Origin of the sequence: Ruegeria sp. (genome assembly GCF_965221235.1) — a bacterium.
Lineage (GTDB): Bacteria > Pseudomonadota > Alphaproteobacteria > Rhodobacterales > Rhodobacteraceae > Ruegeria.
Genome location: NZ_CBDCRS010000004.1, coordinates 589,299 through 606,788 on the forward strand (window position 1 = coordinate 589,299; position 17,490 = coordinate 606,788).

At 58.5% G+C, this 17,490-nt stretch carries 17 protein-coding genes; 5 read left to right on the forward strand and 12 right to left on the reverse strand.

Going from position 1 to position 17,490, the window contains the following annotated elements; all coding sequences use genetic code 11:
* Positions 1-2: 2 nt before the first annotated feature.
* Positions 3-692: a chromosomal replication initiator DnaA gene (locus ACOQOY_RS05975; protein ID WP_420584553.1), complete on the forward strand. Its 690-nt coding sequence runs from the start codon at positions 3-5 to the stop codon at positions 690-692.
* A gap of 49 nt (positions 693-741) precedes the next feature.
* Complete coding sequence (locus ACOQOY_RS05980; protein WP_420584554.1) at positions 742-2,286, forward strand: Ppx/GppA family phosphatase; 1,545 nt, start codon at positions 742-744, stop codon at positions 2,284-2,286.
* A gap of 3 nt (positions 2,287-2,289) precedes the next feature.
* Here ACOQOY_RS05980 and ACOQOY_RS05985 read toward each other — a convergent pair whose 3' ends face one another.
* From ACOQOY_RS05985 to ACOQOY_RS06015, 7 genes are all read right to left on the reverse strand, one after another.
* The gene (locus ACOQOY_RS05985) at positions 2,290-2,652 is read right to left on the reverse strand and encodes a hypothetical protein (protein WP_420584555.1); all 363 of its coding nucleotides are present in this window, start codon (positions 2,650-2,652) and stop codon (positions 2,290-2,292) included.
* A gap of 38 nt (positions 2,653-2,690) precedes the next feature.
* On the reverse strand, positions 2,691-3,668 hold the full coding sequence (locus ACOQOY_RS05990; RefSeq protein ID WP_420587217.1) for an endonuclease/exonuclease/phosphatase family protein: 978 nt from the start codon (positions 3,666-3,668) through the stop codon (positions 2,691-2,693).
* Positions 3,669-3,672: 4 nt separating this feature from the next.
* Positions 3,673-4,353 (reverse strand): TerB family tellurite resistance protein, encoded by a 681-nt coding sequence (locus ACOQOY_RS05995; protein ID WP_420584556.1) that lies wholly within the window; start codon positions 4,351-4,353, stop codon positions 3,673-3,675.
* A gap of 45 nt (positions 4,354-4,398) precedes the next feature.
* Positions 4,399-4,887 (reverse strand): GNAT family N-acetyltransferase, encoded by a 489-nt coding sequence (locus ACOQOY_RS06000; RefSeq protein ID WP_420584557.1) that lies wholly within the window; start codon positions 4,885-4,887, stop codon positions 4,399-4,401.
* A complete protein-coding gene (locus tag ACOQOY_RS06005) occupies positions 4,884-5,486 on the reverse strand; it encodes a VOC family protein (protein WP_420584558.1) in 603 nt (200 codons plus the stop codon). The genes ACOQOY_RS06000 and ACOQOY_RS06005 overlap by 4 nt, the downstream gene beginning before the upstream one ends.
* A 104-nt stretch (positions 5,487-5,590) precedes the next feature.
* Positions 5,591-7,717 carry a methylmalonyl-CoA mutase gene (scpA, locus tag ACOQOY_RS06010; protein ID WP_420584559.1) on the reverse strand — a complete coding sequence of 709 codons (2,127 nt, stop codon included), beginning with the start codon at positions 7,715-7,717 and terminating at the stop codon, positions 5,591-5,593.
* Positions 7,714-8,526: a hypothetical protein gene (locus ACOQOY_RS06015; RefSeq protein WP_420584560.1), complete on the reverse strand. Its 813-nt coding sequence runs from the start codon at positions 8,524-8,526 to the stop codon at positions 7,714-7,716. Before ACOQOY_RS06015 ends, scpA begins: the two co-directional genes overlap by 4 nt.
* A 131-nt stretch (positions 8,527-8,657) precedes the next feature.
* Here ACOQOY_RS06015 and ACOQOY_RS06020 point away from each other — a divergent pair, with 131 nt between their 5' ends.
* Positions 8,658-9,104, forward strand: coding sequence for a DUF4174 domain-containing protein (locus ACOQOY_RS06020; RefSeq protein ID WP_420584561.1), 447 nt, complete (start codon positions 8,658-8,660; stop codon positions 9,102-9,104).
* Positions 9,105-9,180: 76 nt separating this feature from the next.
* On the opposite strand, the gene ACOQOY_RS06025 is transcribed toward ACOQOY_RS06020, so the two are convergent.
* Both ACOQOY_RS06025 and ACOQOY_RS06030 read right to left on the reverse strand, forming a co-directional pair.
* Positions 9,181-11,226, reverse strand: coding sequence for an acetyl-CoA carboxylase biotin carboxylase subunit (locus ACOQOY_RS06025; protein ID WP_420584562.1), 2,046 nt, complete (start codon positions 11,224-11,226; stop codon positions 9,181-9,183).
* Between the two features lie 116 nt (positions 11,227-11,342).
* Positions 11,343-11,546 carry a hypothetical protein gene (locus ACOQOY_RS06030; protein ID WP_420584563.1) on the reverse strand — a complete coding sequence of 68 codons (204 nt, stop codon included), beginning with the start codon at positions 11,544-11,546 and terminating at the stop codon, positions 11,343-11,345.
* 656 nt (positions 11,547-12,202) lie between these two features.
* On the opposite strand from ACOQOY_RS06030, the gene ACOQOY_RS06035 reads away from it, so the two are divergent.
* On the forward strand, positions 12,203-13,354 hold the full coding sequence (locus ACOQOY_RS06035; protein ID WP_420584564.1) for a DcaP family trimeric outer membrane transporter: 1,152 nt from the start codon (positions 12,203-12,205) through the stop codon (positions 13,352-13,354).
* Between the two features lie 87 nt (positions 13,355-13,441).
* On the opposite strand, the gene ACOQOY_RS06040 is transcribed toward ACOQOY_RS06035, so the two are convergent.
* From ACOQOY_RS06040 to ACOQOY_RS06050, 3 genes are all read right to left on the reverse strand, one after another.
* A complete protein-coding gene (locus tag ACOQOY_RS06040) occupies positions 13,442-13,795 on the reverse strand; it encodes a hypothetical protein (protein WP_420584565.1) in 354 nt (117 codons plus the stop codon).
* Positions 13,796-13,928: 133 nt separating this feature from the next.
* Positions 13,929-14,414 (reverse strand): DUF6497 family protein, encoded by a 486-nt coding sequence (locus ACOQOY_RS06045; RefSeq protein ID WP_420584566.1) that lies wholly within the window; start codon positions 14,412-14,414, stop codon positions 13,929-13,931.
* A 121-nt stretch (positions 14,415-14,535) separates the two neighbouring features.
* Positions 14,536-16,068, reverse strand: coding sequence for an acyl-CoA carboxylase subunit beta (locus ACOQOY_RS06050; RefSeq protein ID WP_420584567.1), 1,533 nt, complete (start codon positions 16,066-16,068; stop codon positions 14,536-14,538).
* 182 nt (positions 16,069-16,250) lie between these two features.
* Here ACOQOY_RS06050 and ACOQOY_RS06055 point away from each other — a divergent pair, with 182 nt between their 5' ends.
* Complete coding sequence (locus ACOQOY_RS06055) at positions 16,251-17,456, forward strand: multidrug effflux MFS transporter (RefSeq protein ID WP_420584568.1); 1,206 nt, start codon at positions 16,251-16,253, stop codon at positions 17,454-17,456.
* Positions 17,457-17,490 lie beyond the last annotated feature (34 nt).

The following is a 17,490-nucleotide window of genomic DNA, read 5'->3' on the forward strand; positions in this document are numbered from 1 at the left end:
CAATGGCCCTGCAACTCAGCTTTGACCTCCCGGCGAAAACTGCGCTGGGACGCGAGGATTTCTTTGTGTCGCCCGCAAACGCGCTGGCGGTTGCGATGATCTCGGCCACGTCCTGGCCCGGCAATAAACTGGTTCTGAGCGGCCCTGCCGGCGCGGGCAAAACGCACTTGGCCCACGTCTGGGCGGCCGAAACCGGCGGTCGGATCATCCCCGCACGCGACCTGCGCCATGATGACGTCCCCGAACTGGCCAGATCACCGATCGCGATCGAGGACGTACCGATGATCGCCGACGATCTCGAGCAGCAGAAAACCCTCTTCCACCTGCACAATCTGGTGCTGGCTGAAGGGCATGCGCTGCTGATGACGGGACGGCTGGTTCCAAAGCTGTGGCAACTGCCCTTGCCCGATCTGCAAAGCCGCATCGAAGGCGCGCATCACGTGGCGCTCGACCCGCCCGATGACGCGCTGTTGGGGGCAGTTCTGGCCAAACTGTTCATAGACCGCCAGTTGAACCCCGGCCCCGAAGTCATTGCTTATTTGGTGAAACACATGGACCGGCGCTTTGAAACCGCAGCCGAAGTTGTGGCGCGGCTGGATCATCTGGCTTTGTCCGAAAAGCGCGAAATCACGCGAATGCTGGCAATCAGAGTGCTGAACGCTGACTCGGCCGACACCGAACCCGACAATTGACGCAAACCCGGCGATTGCGCATTCTGCAACCGGAACACCTGGAAGATTCATGGATCAGACTGTCGAACCCGAGATCCCGGATTGGGACCCTTTCGGAAAACCTTTATTCGACAACCCCGAAGCACGCGCGCTGTCGCGTGTTGGCGTGGTCGATGTGGGGTCGAACTCGGTCCGAATGGTGATCTTCGACGGCGCGGCACGATCCCCTGCTTATTTCTTCAATGAAAAAGTGATGTGCGAACTGGGCGCTGGCCTGTCCGAGACCGGCCGCCTCAATCCGCGCGGGCGCACACGTGCGCTGGCCGCTTTGCAGCGATTCCGCCAATTGGCTGATGACCTTGGTCTGCCGGGCCTGCATGTCGTCGCCACCGCCGCCGTGCGCGAGGCCAAGGACGGGCCGGATTTCTGCGAAGAAGTCAGGGCCGAGACCGGCCTGAACGTGCAGGTCATCGACGGTGGGGAAGAGGCCCGCCTGTCCGCACAGGGCGTGCTGCTGGGTTGGCCCGGAGCTTATGGCCTGATCTGTGACATCGGCGGCTCGTCAATGGAATTGGCCGAGATCGGGGATGGACAAGTCGGACGCCGCCTGACCTCGGCGCTGGGGCCACTGAAGCTGCGCGATATCAAAGGCGGACGACGCGCGCGCAAAGCCCATATCAAGGCAACTATGGAAGAGCTGCGCGACCAGTTGGGGCCTCAGCGCGACCGCCTGTTCCTTGTCGGCGGCAGCTGGCGCGCCTTTGCCCGTCTGGACATGTTGCGGCGGGGCTATCCGCTGAACGTGCTACACGAATACCGCATGACCACCAAGCAGGTGCATGAGACCATCAAGTTCATCGAAAAGGGCGACCCGGACAAGCTGCGCAGTCAGGCCGGTGTATCCAGTTCGCGTATGGCGCTGATCCCGTATGCGATGGACGTGCTGGCGCGGCTCATCCGTACCTTCAAGCCCAAGGACATCGCGATCTCAAGCTATGGAATCCGCGAAGGTCTGCTTTACGAACAGATGCCGCAAAACCTGCGAGACTGCGATCCGCTGATCGAGGCCAGCCGCTTCTCAGAGGCCAAGGATGCACGCCTGCCGGGGTTCGGCAAACACCTGTTCGACTTTGTCATGCCGCTGTTCAAATCGGCCCCAGAGGCGCGCGTGCGTCTGATCAAGGCCGCCTGCTTGCTACATGACGTCAGTTGGCGGGCCCATCCTGATTACCGGGCCGAAATCTGCTTTGACAATGTGACCCGCGCCAATCTGGGCGGCCTGAAACATTCAGAACGGATTTTCATCGGGCTTGCCCTGCAACACCGCTATCGCAACAAGCGCGAGGGCAACCGGTTCGCGCCGCTATATGAATTGCTGGACGACAAAGATCAGAAACAGGCCGAGATTCTGGGCAAGGCCATGCGGTTCGGTGCCATGCTCTGGATGCAAAGCGACGCCACAATCGGCACGCTGAAATTTTACCCCAAGAAACGACAGCTTGAGCTGCGCCTGCCCCCGGCCGCTGGTCCCTTGTTCAACGAAGTGGCCGAGTCGCGCCTGAACTCATTGGCGGCCGCGCTCAAGTCCGAAACGCGCGTTATCATAAGTCGTTAAGCGTCAGATTTCCGTCGCGCCGTCCTCTTCCTGAGGCAGGTCGGGCAGTTCCTGTTCGGGCTTTTTACGGATGATGATATCGCCATTCGGCAATATCTCGGGCGCTTCATACGCGCTCCAATCCTCTATTTCGTTGGCCAGTTCGGCCAATGCCGGCCCCATTTCCTGAAAAAACGACTGCATTGCGGGGCCAAACTGGTCGACCAGCCCCTGCAAATCCTCAAGCGCGGGCTCCATTTCCTGAAGCAAGCCTTCAAAGAACAGTTCGGCCCCCTGCTCTATCAGGGATTTCGCGCCATCCTCTTCGGCGTGGGCTGGCAACGCCAGTGCAACCGATACGACACAGATTGGAATGAGACGTTTCATATCTGGAAATATAGGTCACATGGGCCGGTGATGAAAGATCACAGCTCAATATCCAGCGTGACCGGGAAATGATCTGATGCTGTCAGCAGCGCCTGTTGCAGGTCCGGATTGCTGTGACATCCAGGGTCATTATACGGATGCCAGATGCGCCAAACAGGACGCTGAGAGCGCAGATTTTCACTGACCATGACATAGTCCAGTAGCGCCTCAAGATACTGGCCGCCTTTGCGGGCAAACCGGGCTGTCGACTTGGTTGGGTCAGTTCCGTCTGCGTGAGGATCAAACAGCCCGGCCTGCAACAGGATTTCGACCGAGGATCTTCCGAACAGATTTTCAAACTCATCCAGTCCCGGCCCGTCGTTCAAGTCCCCCAGTAAGATGACTTGCTCATCGTCTGCAATATGCTGCCTGACCCGCCGGGACAGCCACACCGCCTGCGCCAGTTGCTTGCGGCGGTTCGCGATCGAGATGCGGATCGCCTCATCCCGTGAACCGGCCCCATGCGGGGCTTTGGATTTCAGATGCACGCCGATCAGACGGAACTCTGATCCTGCGCTGGTTTGCGCGGCCAGTTCCATCGGTGGTTTTGAAAACCGAACATGATCCTCGGTCGCGTCGATATCGAGGTCGATGTTAAACACATCGTTAAAACGCGGTGCCGACCTGTCGCCCGCCACCGGATCATGGCGCACCTTCAACACGTCAGGATCATAGAGCAAGGCCAGCTCCTGATGAGTGTCATTCGCAAACCCCATCACCGCATGAGAGGTACGCAGTTCGAACGCCTCGGCAAAGCTTTGCAAGGCGCGGATGGTATCCTGCGTTCTGCCAGAGTTCGGCGCTTCGACAATCAGCATAGCGTCCGCATCGACCGCAGTCAGAACCTTGGCGATGGCTTCGACCTGCTGCGCTTTGGTTACGTTATGGCGGCCGGACCAGCTGTCATCGACGATCAGATTGTCGTTTCGGTCAAACAGATTGGCGAACCATTCGATATTATAGGTCGCCTGTCGCATCCGGTCAGGCCCGCGCGCCGTTGATTTCATCCCAGGCGCGGTTGATGTCGATCATCTTTTTCTCGGCCAGCCGAATGGCCTCTTCCGGCACACCGCGGGCCATCATCGCATCCGGATGTGTTTCACGCACCAACTGCCGCCAGACCTTACGAATATCGGGCAGAGGCATATCGCGCGGCACGCCGAGCACCGTGTAAGGGTCATTGGGCGCGTCAGGCACAAAACGCGCGCGCAAAGCCATGAACTGCGCGTCCGATTGGCCGAAAATGCGACTGACCTGCTCAAGAAACTCGTTTTCATTTGGGTGATAAAACCCGTCAGCCATCGCGATGTGGAACAACCCCTCCATCAAATCGCAGAGTGTGGTGCTGTCATCTTCAAACATGCGGGCGATTTTACGAGCATAGTCCTGATAACCCGCAACATCCGTACGGGCCATATCGAACACGCGCGCGGCCCCGGCCTCATCATCGCGTGCGATCTGAAAGACATCGCGGAAGGCCGTGACCTCATCGCGGGTCACCTGCCCGTCGGCCTTGGCCATTTTCGCACCCAGCGCAATCACGGCAATCGCAAATGCGACCGAGCGTTCGGGCGGGGTACGAAGTTTTTCAAAAACGGCCGTCAGGCTTTCGCCTTGGGCAAGCGCGCTGAGCGCATCGGATATTCGGGTCCAAATCGACATGTGGGCACCCTAGCGCCCCAAATCGCAACTGTCAGGTGCGACAGATCAGTCTTCGGTAAGAATTTTCTGCATCAGCACAAGATCCAGTCGTTTGCCCCACTTAACCCCGACCTCAGGCATCCGACCCACCTGCGTGAAGCCAATCTTTGCGTGGAAAGCAACCGCACCGGGATTGGCTGAGGATATACCGGCCACCAGCACATGCACCCCGTCAGCGCGAGCCGCGTCTTCCAGTGCCGTCATCAAAGCCTTGCCCACGCCCTGCGCCCGCGCGTCTGCATGCAGTTGAACCGTATGTTCGCGGCACTGCGCGTATCCCGGTCCGGATCGAAACGGGCCATAAGCCGCAAACCCAAGAACCCGCCCGGCGTCTTCAGCCACCAGATACGCAGAGCCCCGCATTTGTATATCTGTTGCGATGCTGTCCGAACTGCGTTCAACTGTGGTGAAAGTGACAAGTGTATCGCGGATAATCGCATTGGTGATGGCCGCTATTGCATCAGCGTCTCCGGCCTGCGCCTGACGGATTCTCATTCCAACACGCGTGGGCCATGCGGGGTTTCAAACTCAGCCCGAAGTGCAGCCGGACCGGTATCAAAAACAACATGGTCCAGATCACCCAGCAAACGCGCCAGATCCAATGCCTCGGGGTGGTAGACAACCAAACGCTCCAGAAGGCAACCACTGTCCTGCAACATCCGTGCCGGGTGCAGGTCGCCATGCCATTGGATCAGCGCCGGAAACAGATTGTCGAAGGGCAGCCGTCCGCCCGGAGGAACTGCCATTTGCCACCGCAGCGCACCGCGGGCCAGATCAATCGGCTGTCCAACGCCATCGGGAAACACGGCCAGCGAGGCCTCAATATCCGAAACCCGGCAAATCCAGTTTGTCAGGCGGGCCTGCCCCGAAAACCGGTCGAGGTTGAACCAGCGCGTACGCTCAACCTTTGGGGCCTGCGGATCAATGGCGATGGCCTCCAGATAGAGACCGTCGCGCAGCCCCAATAGGCGGTTATGAGTTCCGAAGGTTTCGTGCTTGCCACCGTCCTGAAGCGGCACACCCAAGGCTTGTTCGATATGTGCGGACGCCTCCTCCAGCGTCTCGCCGGCAACTGCCAAGTGATCCAATAACATCTGCGCCCTCCGAAAAAAACGACCAGACCCTCACGGATCTGGTCGCATGTTTTCGTCAAAGGCACCGGATCACAAGATTTTTCGTCGAAAAATCGTAACCGGCGTCAGGCTTTGGTTTCGCCGATGATGCGCAAAATATCCTGTGCGGCTTCGGGGATATTGGTACCCGGCCCAAAGATCGCCTTGACCCCGTGATCGTACAGGAACTGGTAGTCCTGCTGAGGGATCACGCCGCCACAAATCACGATGATGTCTTCGGCCCCGGCTTTCTTGAGTTCCTCAACCAGTTGTGGAGCCAGTGTCTTGTGCCCCGCCGCCTGCGAGGAAATCCCGACCACGTGAACGTCATTGTCCACCGCGTCCTGCGCGGCCTCGGCCGGTGTCTGGAACAGAGGGCCTACGTCCACGTCGAACCCAATATCGGCGAACGCAGTTGCGATCACTTTGGCGCCACGGTCGTGACCGTCCTGCCCCATCTTCACCACTAGCAAACGAGGGCGTCGGCCTTCGGCTTCGGCAAATTCCTCGATGGATTTCTGGATCGCGGCAAAGCCTTCGTCGCCTTCATAGGCAGCGCCATAGACCCCTGCCAACGTCTTAACCTCGGCGCGGTGGCGGCCGAACTCTTTCTCCATTGCCATGCTGATCTCTCCTACAGATGCACGGGCGCGGGCGGCCTCGACCGCAGCAGCCAGCAGGTTGCCACCCTCGCGGGCGGTATTCGTCAGCGCGTCCAATGCCTGTTGGCACGCAGCCTCATCACGGGTGGCGCGGATACGTTCCAGCCGCGCGACCTGAGCTTCGCGCACGGCGACGTTGTCGACGTCCAGAATGTCGATCGGGTCTTCCTGTTCCTTGCGGTACTTGTTGACGCCGACGATCACCTCGTCCCCCCGGTCGATCATGGCCTGACGGCGCGCCGCGCTTTCCTCGATCCGCAATTTAGGCATGCCCGAGGCAACGGCCTTGGTCATCCCGCCCATCTCCTCGACCTCTTGCATCAGAGCCCACGCCTTTTCGACCAGTTCATTGGTCAGGCTTTCGACGTAGTAGGACCCGGCCAGCGGGTCGACCACATCGGTCACGCCGGTCTCTTCCTGCAACACCAGCTGCGTGTTCCGCGCGATGCGGGCCGAGAAATCGGTGGGCAACGCAATCGCCTCGTCCAGAGCGTTGGTGTGCAGCGACTGGGTGCCGCCCAGAACCGCGCTCATCGCCTCATAGGCGGTACGGATCACGTTGTTATAGGGGTCCTGTTCTTGCAGGGACACGCCGGAGGTCTGGCAGTGGGTGCGCAACATTTTCGACCGCTCGGACTTTGCCCCAAATTCGGTCATCACCCGATGCCACAGGGTCCGCGCGGCCCGCAGCTTGGCGATCTCCATGAAGAAGTTCATGCCAATGGCAAAGAAGAAGGACAGACGGCCTGCGAACTTATCCACGTGCATCCCGGCCTCGGTTGCGGCGCGCACGTATTCGCGGCCATCCGCCAGCGTATAGGCCAGTTCCTGCACCAGGTTCGCGCCGGCCTCTTGCATGTGGTAGCCCGAGATCGAGATCGAGTTGAACTTGGGCATCTCGTTCGAGGTGTATTCGATGATGTCCGAAATGATCTTCATCGACGGCTCAGGCGGGTAGATATAGGTGTTCCGCACCATGAACTCTTTCAGAATATCGTTCTGAATGGTGCCGGACAGCACGGACTTGTCATGCCCCTGTTCTTCGCCCGCAACGATGAAACTCGCCAAAATCGGAACCACCGCACCGTTCATGGTCATCGAGACCGAGACCTTGTCCAGCGGGATACCGTCGAACAGAATCTTCATGTCCTCAACGCTGTCGATGGCTACGCCCGCCTTGCCTACATCGCCGACCACACGCGGGTGGTCACTGTCATAGCCCCGGTGCGTGGCCAGATCGAAGGCGACGGAAACACCCTGCTGACCAGCAGCGAGGTTGCGGCGGTAAAAGGCGTTCGATTCTTCGGCAGTCGAGAAACCGGCATACTGACGGATCGTCCATGGACGGCCCGCATACATGGTCGCCTTCACCCCACGCGTGAACGGACCAAACCCGGGCAGCGAGCCCATATGCGGCAGATCAGCAGTGTCTTCGGACGTGTAGAGCGGCTTGACGTCGATACCTTCCAGCGTTTCCTTGGTCAGCTCTTCCAGCGGGCGGCCGCGCAGCTCTTTTTCGGCCAGCGCCTGCCAGTCTTTGGTGTCGGTCATGACGTAATCCTCTCGTCGGTCTCTTCGGCGGATGCGTCAGCATCGCGCTCAGTTTCCTGTCGCAGGCACAGTCGGGCCAGCCCATCGGCCCCCGATTCCAGCCACGACAAATCATCAGCAAACTTCATCATCAGCTGCATGTCCTGCACGCTGTTTGGCCCCTGGATAGCTTCGTTTCCATCCTTGTTGATCCACATGTCCACCGAATCTGTCGGCACCGAAGACCCAAGGACTGAGGCCAATTGCAGATCGGGTCGCCCAGCGAATTCCTCGAACGGCAGCACCAACAGCGGAACATTCGGGAACGCGGCGTTCAGGTCGGTGATCACGTCCCGCCAACTGCGGGGATGCTGTGCGATTTTCGCCCAACGCATGCTTTCCCCGAATCTTTTCTTATTCCGCACAGCGTAACCAGCAATCGACGTCCAGTACGTATTCAGAGCCCGAATATTCAGGGCAATTTGAGTCACACGCCCACCGAACGCCTCAGACACCAACAGCGCGCGCGATCCGGCACTGGGGTAAAGCTCACCCTTGCTGAAGTTTTCAGGCATCATGCCAAGAAAATTCTCTTCAGTGATCAACAGATGATTGATCCCCTGATCCTGACAGCGATCCAACCCGTGTTGCAGCGCCCTATAGGTGTCGGGCGTCATAGATCTAAGGCCATGAAGATCCATCTCACCCAAAGCCGTCCGATCCCAAACTGCAACACCCTGCTGTGAAAGCGCTGAGGCGTTGCGCTGCAAATAGTCCTGGAAACTGCTGGTGGCACAGCGATGAGCGCCAAAATGAACTGTGATGTCCATATGCCTATCCCGCCACACTGTCTGACATTCGCCGGTCCGCAGACGATTTGAACAAATTTTTGAAGACCAGCGGCATTCCAATGGTCGCATTCATCGGCGCAAGGGTTATATTCGTTTCTACAGGAGGCCACATGACACGAACGCTCGCCCTTGTTTTTTCGGCACTATTCCCGCTGGCAGCACTGGCCGCCGACGGATCTGCGCCAACAGAAGAAGAGTTTGTACGCCCGGTTGGGGAAAGCGACCTCAGCGAGTTCTTGTGGGTCAACCGGCCCATAGTCGTCTTTGCCGACACCCCCGCCGACCCACGATTCCAGCAGCAGATCGACATGCTTGTCGAAGGCGAAGCGGCCATGCGCGACCGAGACGTCATTGTGCTGACTGACACCGATCCCTCGGCGCGCTCTCCGATCAGGTCACAGTTGCGGCCGCGTGGATTCCAGATGGTGTTCGTCGATAAGGACGGCGTGGTCAAACTGCGCAAACCCAGCCCGTGGAGCGTGCGCGAGATTGGCCGGTCCATCGACAAAACCCCCTTGCGCGAACGTGAAATCCGCGATCGGCGCGAAGGTGGCTGAGCGCTTTCGCCACGCCCAAAGGCCCCGGCGTGAAACGCCGGGACCCCAAAGCGATATGACAAAAGCGCTGCCATGATCACTCGAACTCGATGATTACGTCATCCACGGCGAGGCTGTCGCCGGGGCCTGCGTTGATCTTGGACACGGTGCCCTTCTTCTCGGCGCGCAGGATGTTTTCCATCTTCATCGCCTCGACCGTACAGAGCGCCTGACCTTCCTGCACCTCCTGCCCCACTTCGACGTCGATCTTCACGATCAGGCCGGGCATCGGGCAGAGCAGCATTTTCGATGTGTCCGGCGGCAGTTTTTCCGGCATCAGCTTGGCCAGTTCCGCCTGACGCGGACGGCGCACATGGACCTTCAGGTCGGCCCCCCGGTTGCGAATACGGAACCCGCCCGAGATTTTGTCGACCTTGAGAACCAGAGGGCTGCTATCCACATCCAGAACGGCCAACTGATCCCCCGGCGTCCAATCCGAAGCGACACGCAGGGTTTCGCCGTCTGCGAACTGCACGGTCGCGCCTTCTTTGTCGGCCTCAATCGAGACATCGAACTCCTGCCCTTGCAGCGCTACATTCCAGCGCTTGCCGACTTTACGTTCATGGTTGTCCATGCGGCCCGAAACGCGTGTGCGGCGAATTTCGGCAACGCGGTACATTGCGGCGCAGGACGCAGCGATGCAGCGCAGGTCTGCTTCGGGCAGCTCAACACCTTCGAACCCGTCCGGGTATTCTTCGGCAATGAAGGCGGTGGTCATATCACCACTGACGAATTTCGGGTGATCCATCACCGCCGATAGAAACGGCAGGTTGTGACCGATGCCCTCAACCTCAAAGCTGTCCAGCGCCACGCGCATCGCCTCAATCGCCGCCTCACGGGTCGGAGCCCAGGTGCAAAGCTTAGCGATCATCGGGTCATAGTACATGCTGATCTCACCGCCTTCATAGACGCCGGTATCGTTGCGCACTGCGGCCTCACCTTCGGGCGCATCGCCCTGCCATTTGCCGTTGATCAGCATCGGGCCAGAGGCGATTTCCTGCGGCGGTCGATAGCGGGTCAGACGACCGATCGAGGGCAGGAAGTTGCGATATGGGTCCTCGGCGTACAAACGGTTTTCGATGGCCCATCCGGTCAAGGTCACGTCATCCTGCGTGATGGTCAGCTTTTCACCCGCCGCAACGCGGATCATCTGTTCAACCAAGTCGACACCAGTGATCAGCTCGGTAACGGGGTGTTCCACCTGCAAGCGGGTGTTCATTTCGAGGAAGTAGAAATTCTTCTCACCATCGACGATGAATTCCACTGTCCCCGCGCTGGCATAGTTCACAGCTTTGGCCAGAGCGACCGCCTGCTCTCCCATCGCCTTGCGCGTTTCGGGATCGAGGAATGGCGACGGCGCTTCTTCTACAACCTTCTGGTTCCGGCGCTGGATCGAGCATTCGCGCTCGCCCAGATAGATACCGTTGCCGTGGCTGTCGCACAGAACCTGAATCTCGATGTGGCGGGGCTGGGTCACGAATTTCTCGATGAAAATCCGGTCGTCGCCAAACGAATTTGCGGCTTCGTTCTTGGACGACTGGAAGCCCTCGCGCGCTTCTTCGTCATTCCACGCGATCCGCATCCCTTTACCACCGCCGCCGGCGCTGGCCTTGATCATCACCGGATAGCCGATGTCGTTCGAGATCTTGACTGCCTCGTCCGCATCTTCGATCAGGCCCATGTAGCCGGGAACAGTCGAAACACCCGCATCCTGCGCGATTTTCTTCGAGGTGATCTTGTCACCCATGCTCTCAATCGCACCGACCGGGGGGCCGACAAACGCGACGCCTTCGGCCTCAAGCGCTTCGGCGAATTTGGCGTTTTCGGACAGGAAACCATAACCGGGGTGGACCGCCTGCGCGCCGCTCTGGCGAATGGCGTCCATGACCTTGTCGATCACAATATAAGACTGGTTCGCGGGCGGCGGGCCGATATGCACGGCCTCATCCGCCATCGACACATGCAGCGCATTCTTGTCGGCGTCCGAATAGATGGCGACAGTGCCGATGCCCATCTTGCGAGCGGTCTTAATGACCCGACAGGCGATCTCGCCCCGGTTGGCGATCAGGATCTTATTGAACATGGAACGTCCTTTGGCTTGGTGTTCTGGGAACGCAAAACGCCGCCGCGGGGCTTGAACCCCACGACGGCGTTATGCGCGATGACGACCGGGACGGCGCGCGCCCCGAAAACTTGGTGTTATCTACAGGTGTTCTGCGTCTTGCAGTACAGCACGTTGCCCGCAGCGCCGATGACAGCGCCAAAGATAGGGTCGGCGCTGACGACCGCAGCGCCAACCGCGCCCGCGCCGCCGCCAAGGATCGCCTGTTCGCCCGTGGTGTCGCCACAGGCCACAAGGCCCGCGCAGGTTGCCACTGCAAGGAAAATTCGTGGGAATCGCATGTAGTCTGCCCTTTCCGGTTTCTTGATGCGTTTCCCGGCAAATGCAGGCAGTGCAGGCTGTTATTCAATAACAGGCGGGGCAATTCCGCAATTTGCGCAGGTTTATGCCGCCTTGTGTAAGAAACCTGCACAAAGAAAAACGCGGGCAGGATTTTGTGAGGCTCACAAACCTGCCCGCGGAAGGAAGGGGTACGGAATAGTAGGTGCTTGTGCGACGCAGGCAAAGTAGAGCCGCACTGCCCGGCCAAACTGCACCACGCATCCGCCCGCGCAAACAAGCGATTGTTTCCACCTGAGATTCCGGCTGGAAATCGCCCAAATGGCAAAAAACCGCGCAGATTCGTGCCGACACGTGAACCTTCAGACCGAGACTTCTCAACCCTCGAACCTGTCACGTTCCCGTTACAATTTCCACCGTCACAGAGCATTTCTGCACATGCAGCATCACGGGATATTTTTTTTACCAACAGGAAAATAATATTCTTGCGCATAGGGTTAACTGATCTGTTCACCCGTCTGTGAGAAATCTCAAGCTTTTTAACACTTTTGCTTGAGTTTTTCCGTGTATTCATTCCCGTTCTCGTGATTTCCCCCACTGACGTTTGCGTGAAAGCTTGTCCGTGCACACTCGCACACAAGGAAATACCCAAATGAATATGACGAGAACAAAGGCAATCCTGCTTGCTGCCTCTGCGCTTAGTGTGACCAGCACGCTTGCATATGCCCAAGATGCCCAGACCCAGGCCGAACTGGACGCCCTGCGCGCCCGGGTTGAGGCGCTGGAGTCTGTCGGCCCCGGCTCCACGCCCGGAGATTTCCGGATCGGTAACACCACTCTGGACGTCTACGGCTATGTCAAAGCCGACTTCTTTTATGACTTTGAATTCGATCAGGGCGACACGGCATTCGTGAACGTCATCGGCGAACCCTCGGCTGCCACCAGCGGCACGTTCGGCGCTACGGCTCGCCAGTCGCGGATCGGTTTGTTGTCCAACACGCCAAGTAATATCGGCGACATTCAGGGCCAGCTGGAGCTGGACTTGTTCGGCTCTGGCGGAACCGCCGAGCTGCGCCTGCGCCACGCCAACGTTCGTATCGGTGATCACTGGCTGATCGGTCAGTTCTGGACCAACTTCCAGCCGCTCGATACCTATCCGACCTCGGTTGAATTCAACGGCCCGGTCGGTATTGCCTTTGCTCGTCAAAATCAGGTCCGCTACACCGGCAGCCTGGGAAGCGACGCAGCCTTCTCGTTCTCGATTGAAGAGAATGTCGGCGGCTCCAACTCGGACGACCCGGTTATCACGGCTGCGGCCGAGTATAACGATGGCACCTACATTGCGCGCATTGCCGGCCTTTACGGGCAGGCACAAGACAGCGGTGGCACCTTCGAGGTCGACCAATACGGCGTGACATTGTCCGGCTCGGCCCGTCTTTGGGAAGGTGGCCTGTTCCAGGTCAACTACACCAACGGCGCAGCGCTTGGCCCCTACCTGATTGGTCTTGGTGATGCAGTCGTCGGTGGCGAAGCTAACGACGTCGACGCCTTCACCGTGGAACTGCGCCAGCAACTGGGTGATAAATGGAACGTCGGCATCTCGTACGGCTACGAAGACTACGACCTTCCCACCTCGACCGGCACTCTGGCTTTCACCGAGCTTGAGACGATCCACGTCAACGCCTTCTATCAGGCCACTGAGAACCTGACACTGAGCGCCGAGTACATCTATGGCGAGCGGAACGACGTAATCTCGGGGCAGGACTTCGACGGTAACCGTGTGCAATTCGCGGCACAGTTGAACTTCTGATCGCACAAACTTGCCCTGCCCGATCCCGGGCAGGGTTTTTTCCGAAGCTTCCCTCGAACGCATATGTGCAACAGCGCCTGACACGATTCAGCGCACCCCGTCGATGATATCGGGGAACGACAACCGCGCTGCATCCGCATCAATCACCAAAAGCGCATCGTAACTGGCCGGGTCAAACGGATCTTCGGCCGGAATTACCTCGCGTTCGAACAACCAGCTCAGTCGCCCGGCATCCAGATTGCCGCGCTCGAAGGGCTGATCGCCAAAGTGCTGCCAGAGCGCCTCCATAAACGCTGCGTCGGCACGACGATCAGCGGGTTTACGGTCGCGGAACCGCTCGCGCCGCGTGATCGGCGTGACGCCTTTGGGATTGGCGCGCCGGATTGTGAACTGAAAGTCGGTGCCCGGAAGACGTCCGGGGAACCCGCGGTGCTTCATCATACCCGCACCTCTTTGTTTCCTATGGTCCGAAGAACGGGGCCGCCTGCAAAAACCGGCAGAATCATATCGCGCACCTCCAATGTCGCATTTTTATTCAGAGATGCTCTGAGGTGATGACAACGGAATATCATGGTCAGAGCCCCTCCCAGATACATTGGGATTGCTCCAGCCGGTAGGCTTCAAAGAACTGAGTTGCGTCAGGCGCGGAATTTCCAAACTCGACCGGCCGATCCGACAAAGAAATCACCACCCGCGCCGGATCAAGCTCGTATTTCTCGACGTAAGCCACGGCAAGCGTCTGACACAGATGCTCCATATCGCCCGAGGCCACGTCATATCCAATCCGGCCGGCGGTATAGCCGATCCTTGGCGCGACAAAGCGGAACCGCACCCACAGCTCGCCCGGGTTGTTGTCAAGAAGCACATCGCTCAGATGGACAGGCTGACCTGATGGAACTTTCAACAAGTTTTCGGACTGAGCCCAAACCGGAGACGACCAAACCAGAACCACCAGAGAAAGGGCGCGACCCCAGACCTGCAAGACGCAGGCTCCTCTCTCCGGGGTCGCGCGCGCATGGCGTTCGGCCTGCGCATGGTTATGTCTGGTCGTTTGGATCATTGAGTCGTTTTGCGGTTCTTGTCAAATGCGTAATAGCGTTCCTAAGCTCGGCCAGCGTTCAGACCGTGGCGGGCGTCACCTGTTTTTGGCGCAGGCAACGGCCCTTTGCGTGCCTCATCCCTTACAGCGGAATATTGTCGTGCTTCTTCCACGGGTTCTTAAGCTGTTTGTTGCGCAAGCTGGCAAATGCGCGCGATACCCGGCGACGGGTGGATTGCGGCATGATTACCTCGTCGATAAAGCCCCTTTCGGCTGCGACAAACGGGTTGGCGAAGCGATCCTCATAGTCCTGAGTGTGCTTCGCGATCTTCTCGGCATCACCCAGGTCGGCCCGATGGATAATTTCGGTCGCACCCTTGGCACCCATCACAGCAATCTCGGCAGACGGCCAGGCATAGTTGAAATCGCCACGCAGATGCTTTGACGCCATCACGTCATACGCACCGCCATAAGCCTTGCGCGTGATGACCGTTACCTTTGGTACAGTAGCCTCGCCATAAGCGAACAACAGCTTGGCCCCGTGCTTGATCACGCCACCATACTCCTGCGAGGTCCCCGGCAGGAAGCCCGGAACATCAACCAGCGTCAGGATCGGAATTTCAAAGCAATCACAGAACCGCACAAAGCGAGCGGCCTTCCGCGAACTGTCGATGTCCAGACACCCGGCCAACACCATCGGCTGATTGGCAACGACGCCTACGGTCTGACCTTCCAGACGAATGAAACCGGTGATGATGTTTTTGGCGTAGTCTTCCTGAATTTCGTAAAAGTCACCCTCATCCGCCACCTTGGTGATCAGTTCCTTCATATCGTAGGGCGTGTTTGGATTATCCGGCACCAGCGTATCCAGCGACGCCTCAATCCGGTCGGGTTCATCAAAGAATGGACGAACTGGTGGCTTCTCGCGGTTGTTGAGCGGCAGGAAATCGACCAGACGGCGTACTTCGGCCAGTGCCTCAACATCGTTTTCAAACGCCCCATCTGCCACCGAGGATTTTTTGGTGTGCGTCGATGCTCCGCCGAGTTCCTCTGCGGTGACGACCTCATTTGTGACGGTCTTAACAACGTCGGGGCCGGTCACGAACATGTATGACGTGTCTTTGACCATAAAGATAAAGTCGGTCATCGCCGGGCTATAGACTGCCCCACCGGCACAAGGTCCCATGATAACGCTGATTTGCGGCACCACGCCCGAAGCCATGATGTTGCGCTGGAACACCTCGGCATACCCGGCCAGCGAGTCGACACCCTCTTGAATACGCGCGCCGCCCGAGTCGTTGATGCCGATCACCGGCGCACCATTCTGGATGGCCATATCCATGATCTTGCAGATTTTCTGCGCGTGCGTCTCGGACAGAGAGCCGCCGAACACGGTAAAGTCCTGACTGAACACATAGACCATACGGCCATTGATCGTGCCCCAGCCGGTCACGACCCCGTCGCCGGCAGGCTTTTGTTTTTCCATACCGAAATCGGTGCAACGATGGCTGACGAACATGTCGAACTCTTCGAAACTGCCTTCATCCAGCAGCAATTCAATCCGTTCGCGCGCGGTCAGCTTCCCGCGGCCATGTTGCGCGTCGATACGTTTTTGCCCGCCGCCCAGACGAGCGTTATTGCGGCGATCTTCAAGCTCGGTCAGGATGTCTTTCATGGCGCTAATCCCCTGTGAAATTTTCGGGACATTATACGCATGGGCCGTGGGACCAAAGTGTCTTTCAGCAAATTTGCAAATCTTTGAAAATATCACCCAGCTAAACTGTAAATTTGCTAAGTTTTAAATCGAGACCACCTGATGGATGGTATTCCGCAGATCGGTCACTATACATGTGAACCATGCAGTTCAGTTCACCCCAGGCGCGCAGGTCGCCCCCTACCATTTCCACTCTGGTTTTGCTGTCCGGGCTATCCGCCCTCAGCCTGAACCTGTTCTTGCCGAGTCTGCCGAACATGGCTCTGCACTTTCAGGCCGATTACAAAGTCATGCAATTGTCGATTGCGCTGTATCTGCTGGTCAATGCGGTGCTTCAGATCCTGATTGGCCCAATAGCGGACAAGGCCGGGCGCAGACCTGTTCTGCTGTGGGGGCTGGCGCTGTTTCTGATTGCCACGCTGGGATGCATCTACGCCCCGACGATTGAGATATTCCTGACGTTCCGCATGTGTCAGGCGGTCGTCGTAGTGGGCATGGTTCTCAGCCGCGCCGCAGTGCGTGATCTGTATGATCAGGATCAGGCGGCCTCGATGATCGGGTATGTCACGATGGGAATGGCCATCGTTCCTATGATCGGCCCGGCCATTGGCGGCTTGCTGGAAGAAAGCTTTGGCTGGAAAGCCAATTTCTGGCTGCCCTTCGCCCTAGGCGCATTTACACTGGCGCTGACCTTCTTTGACTTTGGCGAAACCTCGGCCAAAAGCGGTAAAACACTGTTGCAACAGTTCCGCGAGTACCCCGAACTTCTCCGCGCGCCGCGGTTCTGGGGATATTCCCTGTCCTCTGCTTTGTCTTCGGGGGCGTTCTTTGCTTATCTGGGTGGCGCGCCCTTTATTGGCACGGAATTGTTCGGCCTTAGCGCCGCTCAGGTCGGCATATATTTCGGCGCGCCTGCACTTGGGTATTTCTTCGGTAACTACCTCAGCGGCCGGTTTTCGGTTCGGTTCGGCGTGAACCGCATGGTGTTGTGGGGATGCTGGCTGAATGCGATCGGCGTTGCCATTTCGGCCTTTCTGTTTCTGGCAGGCGCTGGAACCGCGCTCAGCTTTTTTGGCTTAATGACCTTTGTGGGTGTTGGAAACGGCATGACGATTCCCAACGCCACTTCAGGGGCGCTTTCGGTCCGACCGCACCTGGCCGCAACGGCCTCGGGCCTGAGCGGCGCGATCATGTTAGGCGGCGGCGCAGGTCTCAGCGCCCTTGCCGGAGCGTTACTGACCCACGAAACCGGTGCCATGCCGCTGCTATGGCTGATGCTGGCGACATCTGTTCTGGCGATTGGCGCGATCATGGCCGTCATTCACCGCGAAAGGAAACTGGGCCTGTAACACGTCTTGCACCGAAGGGTTTGCAAAGTTAGCC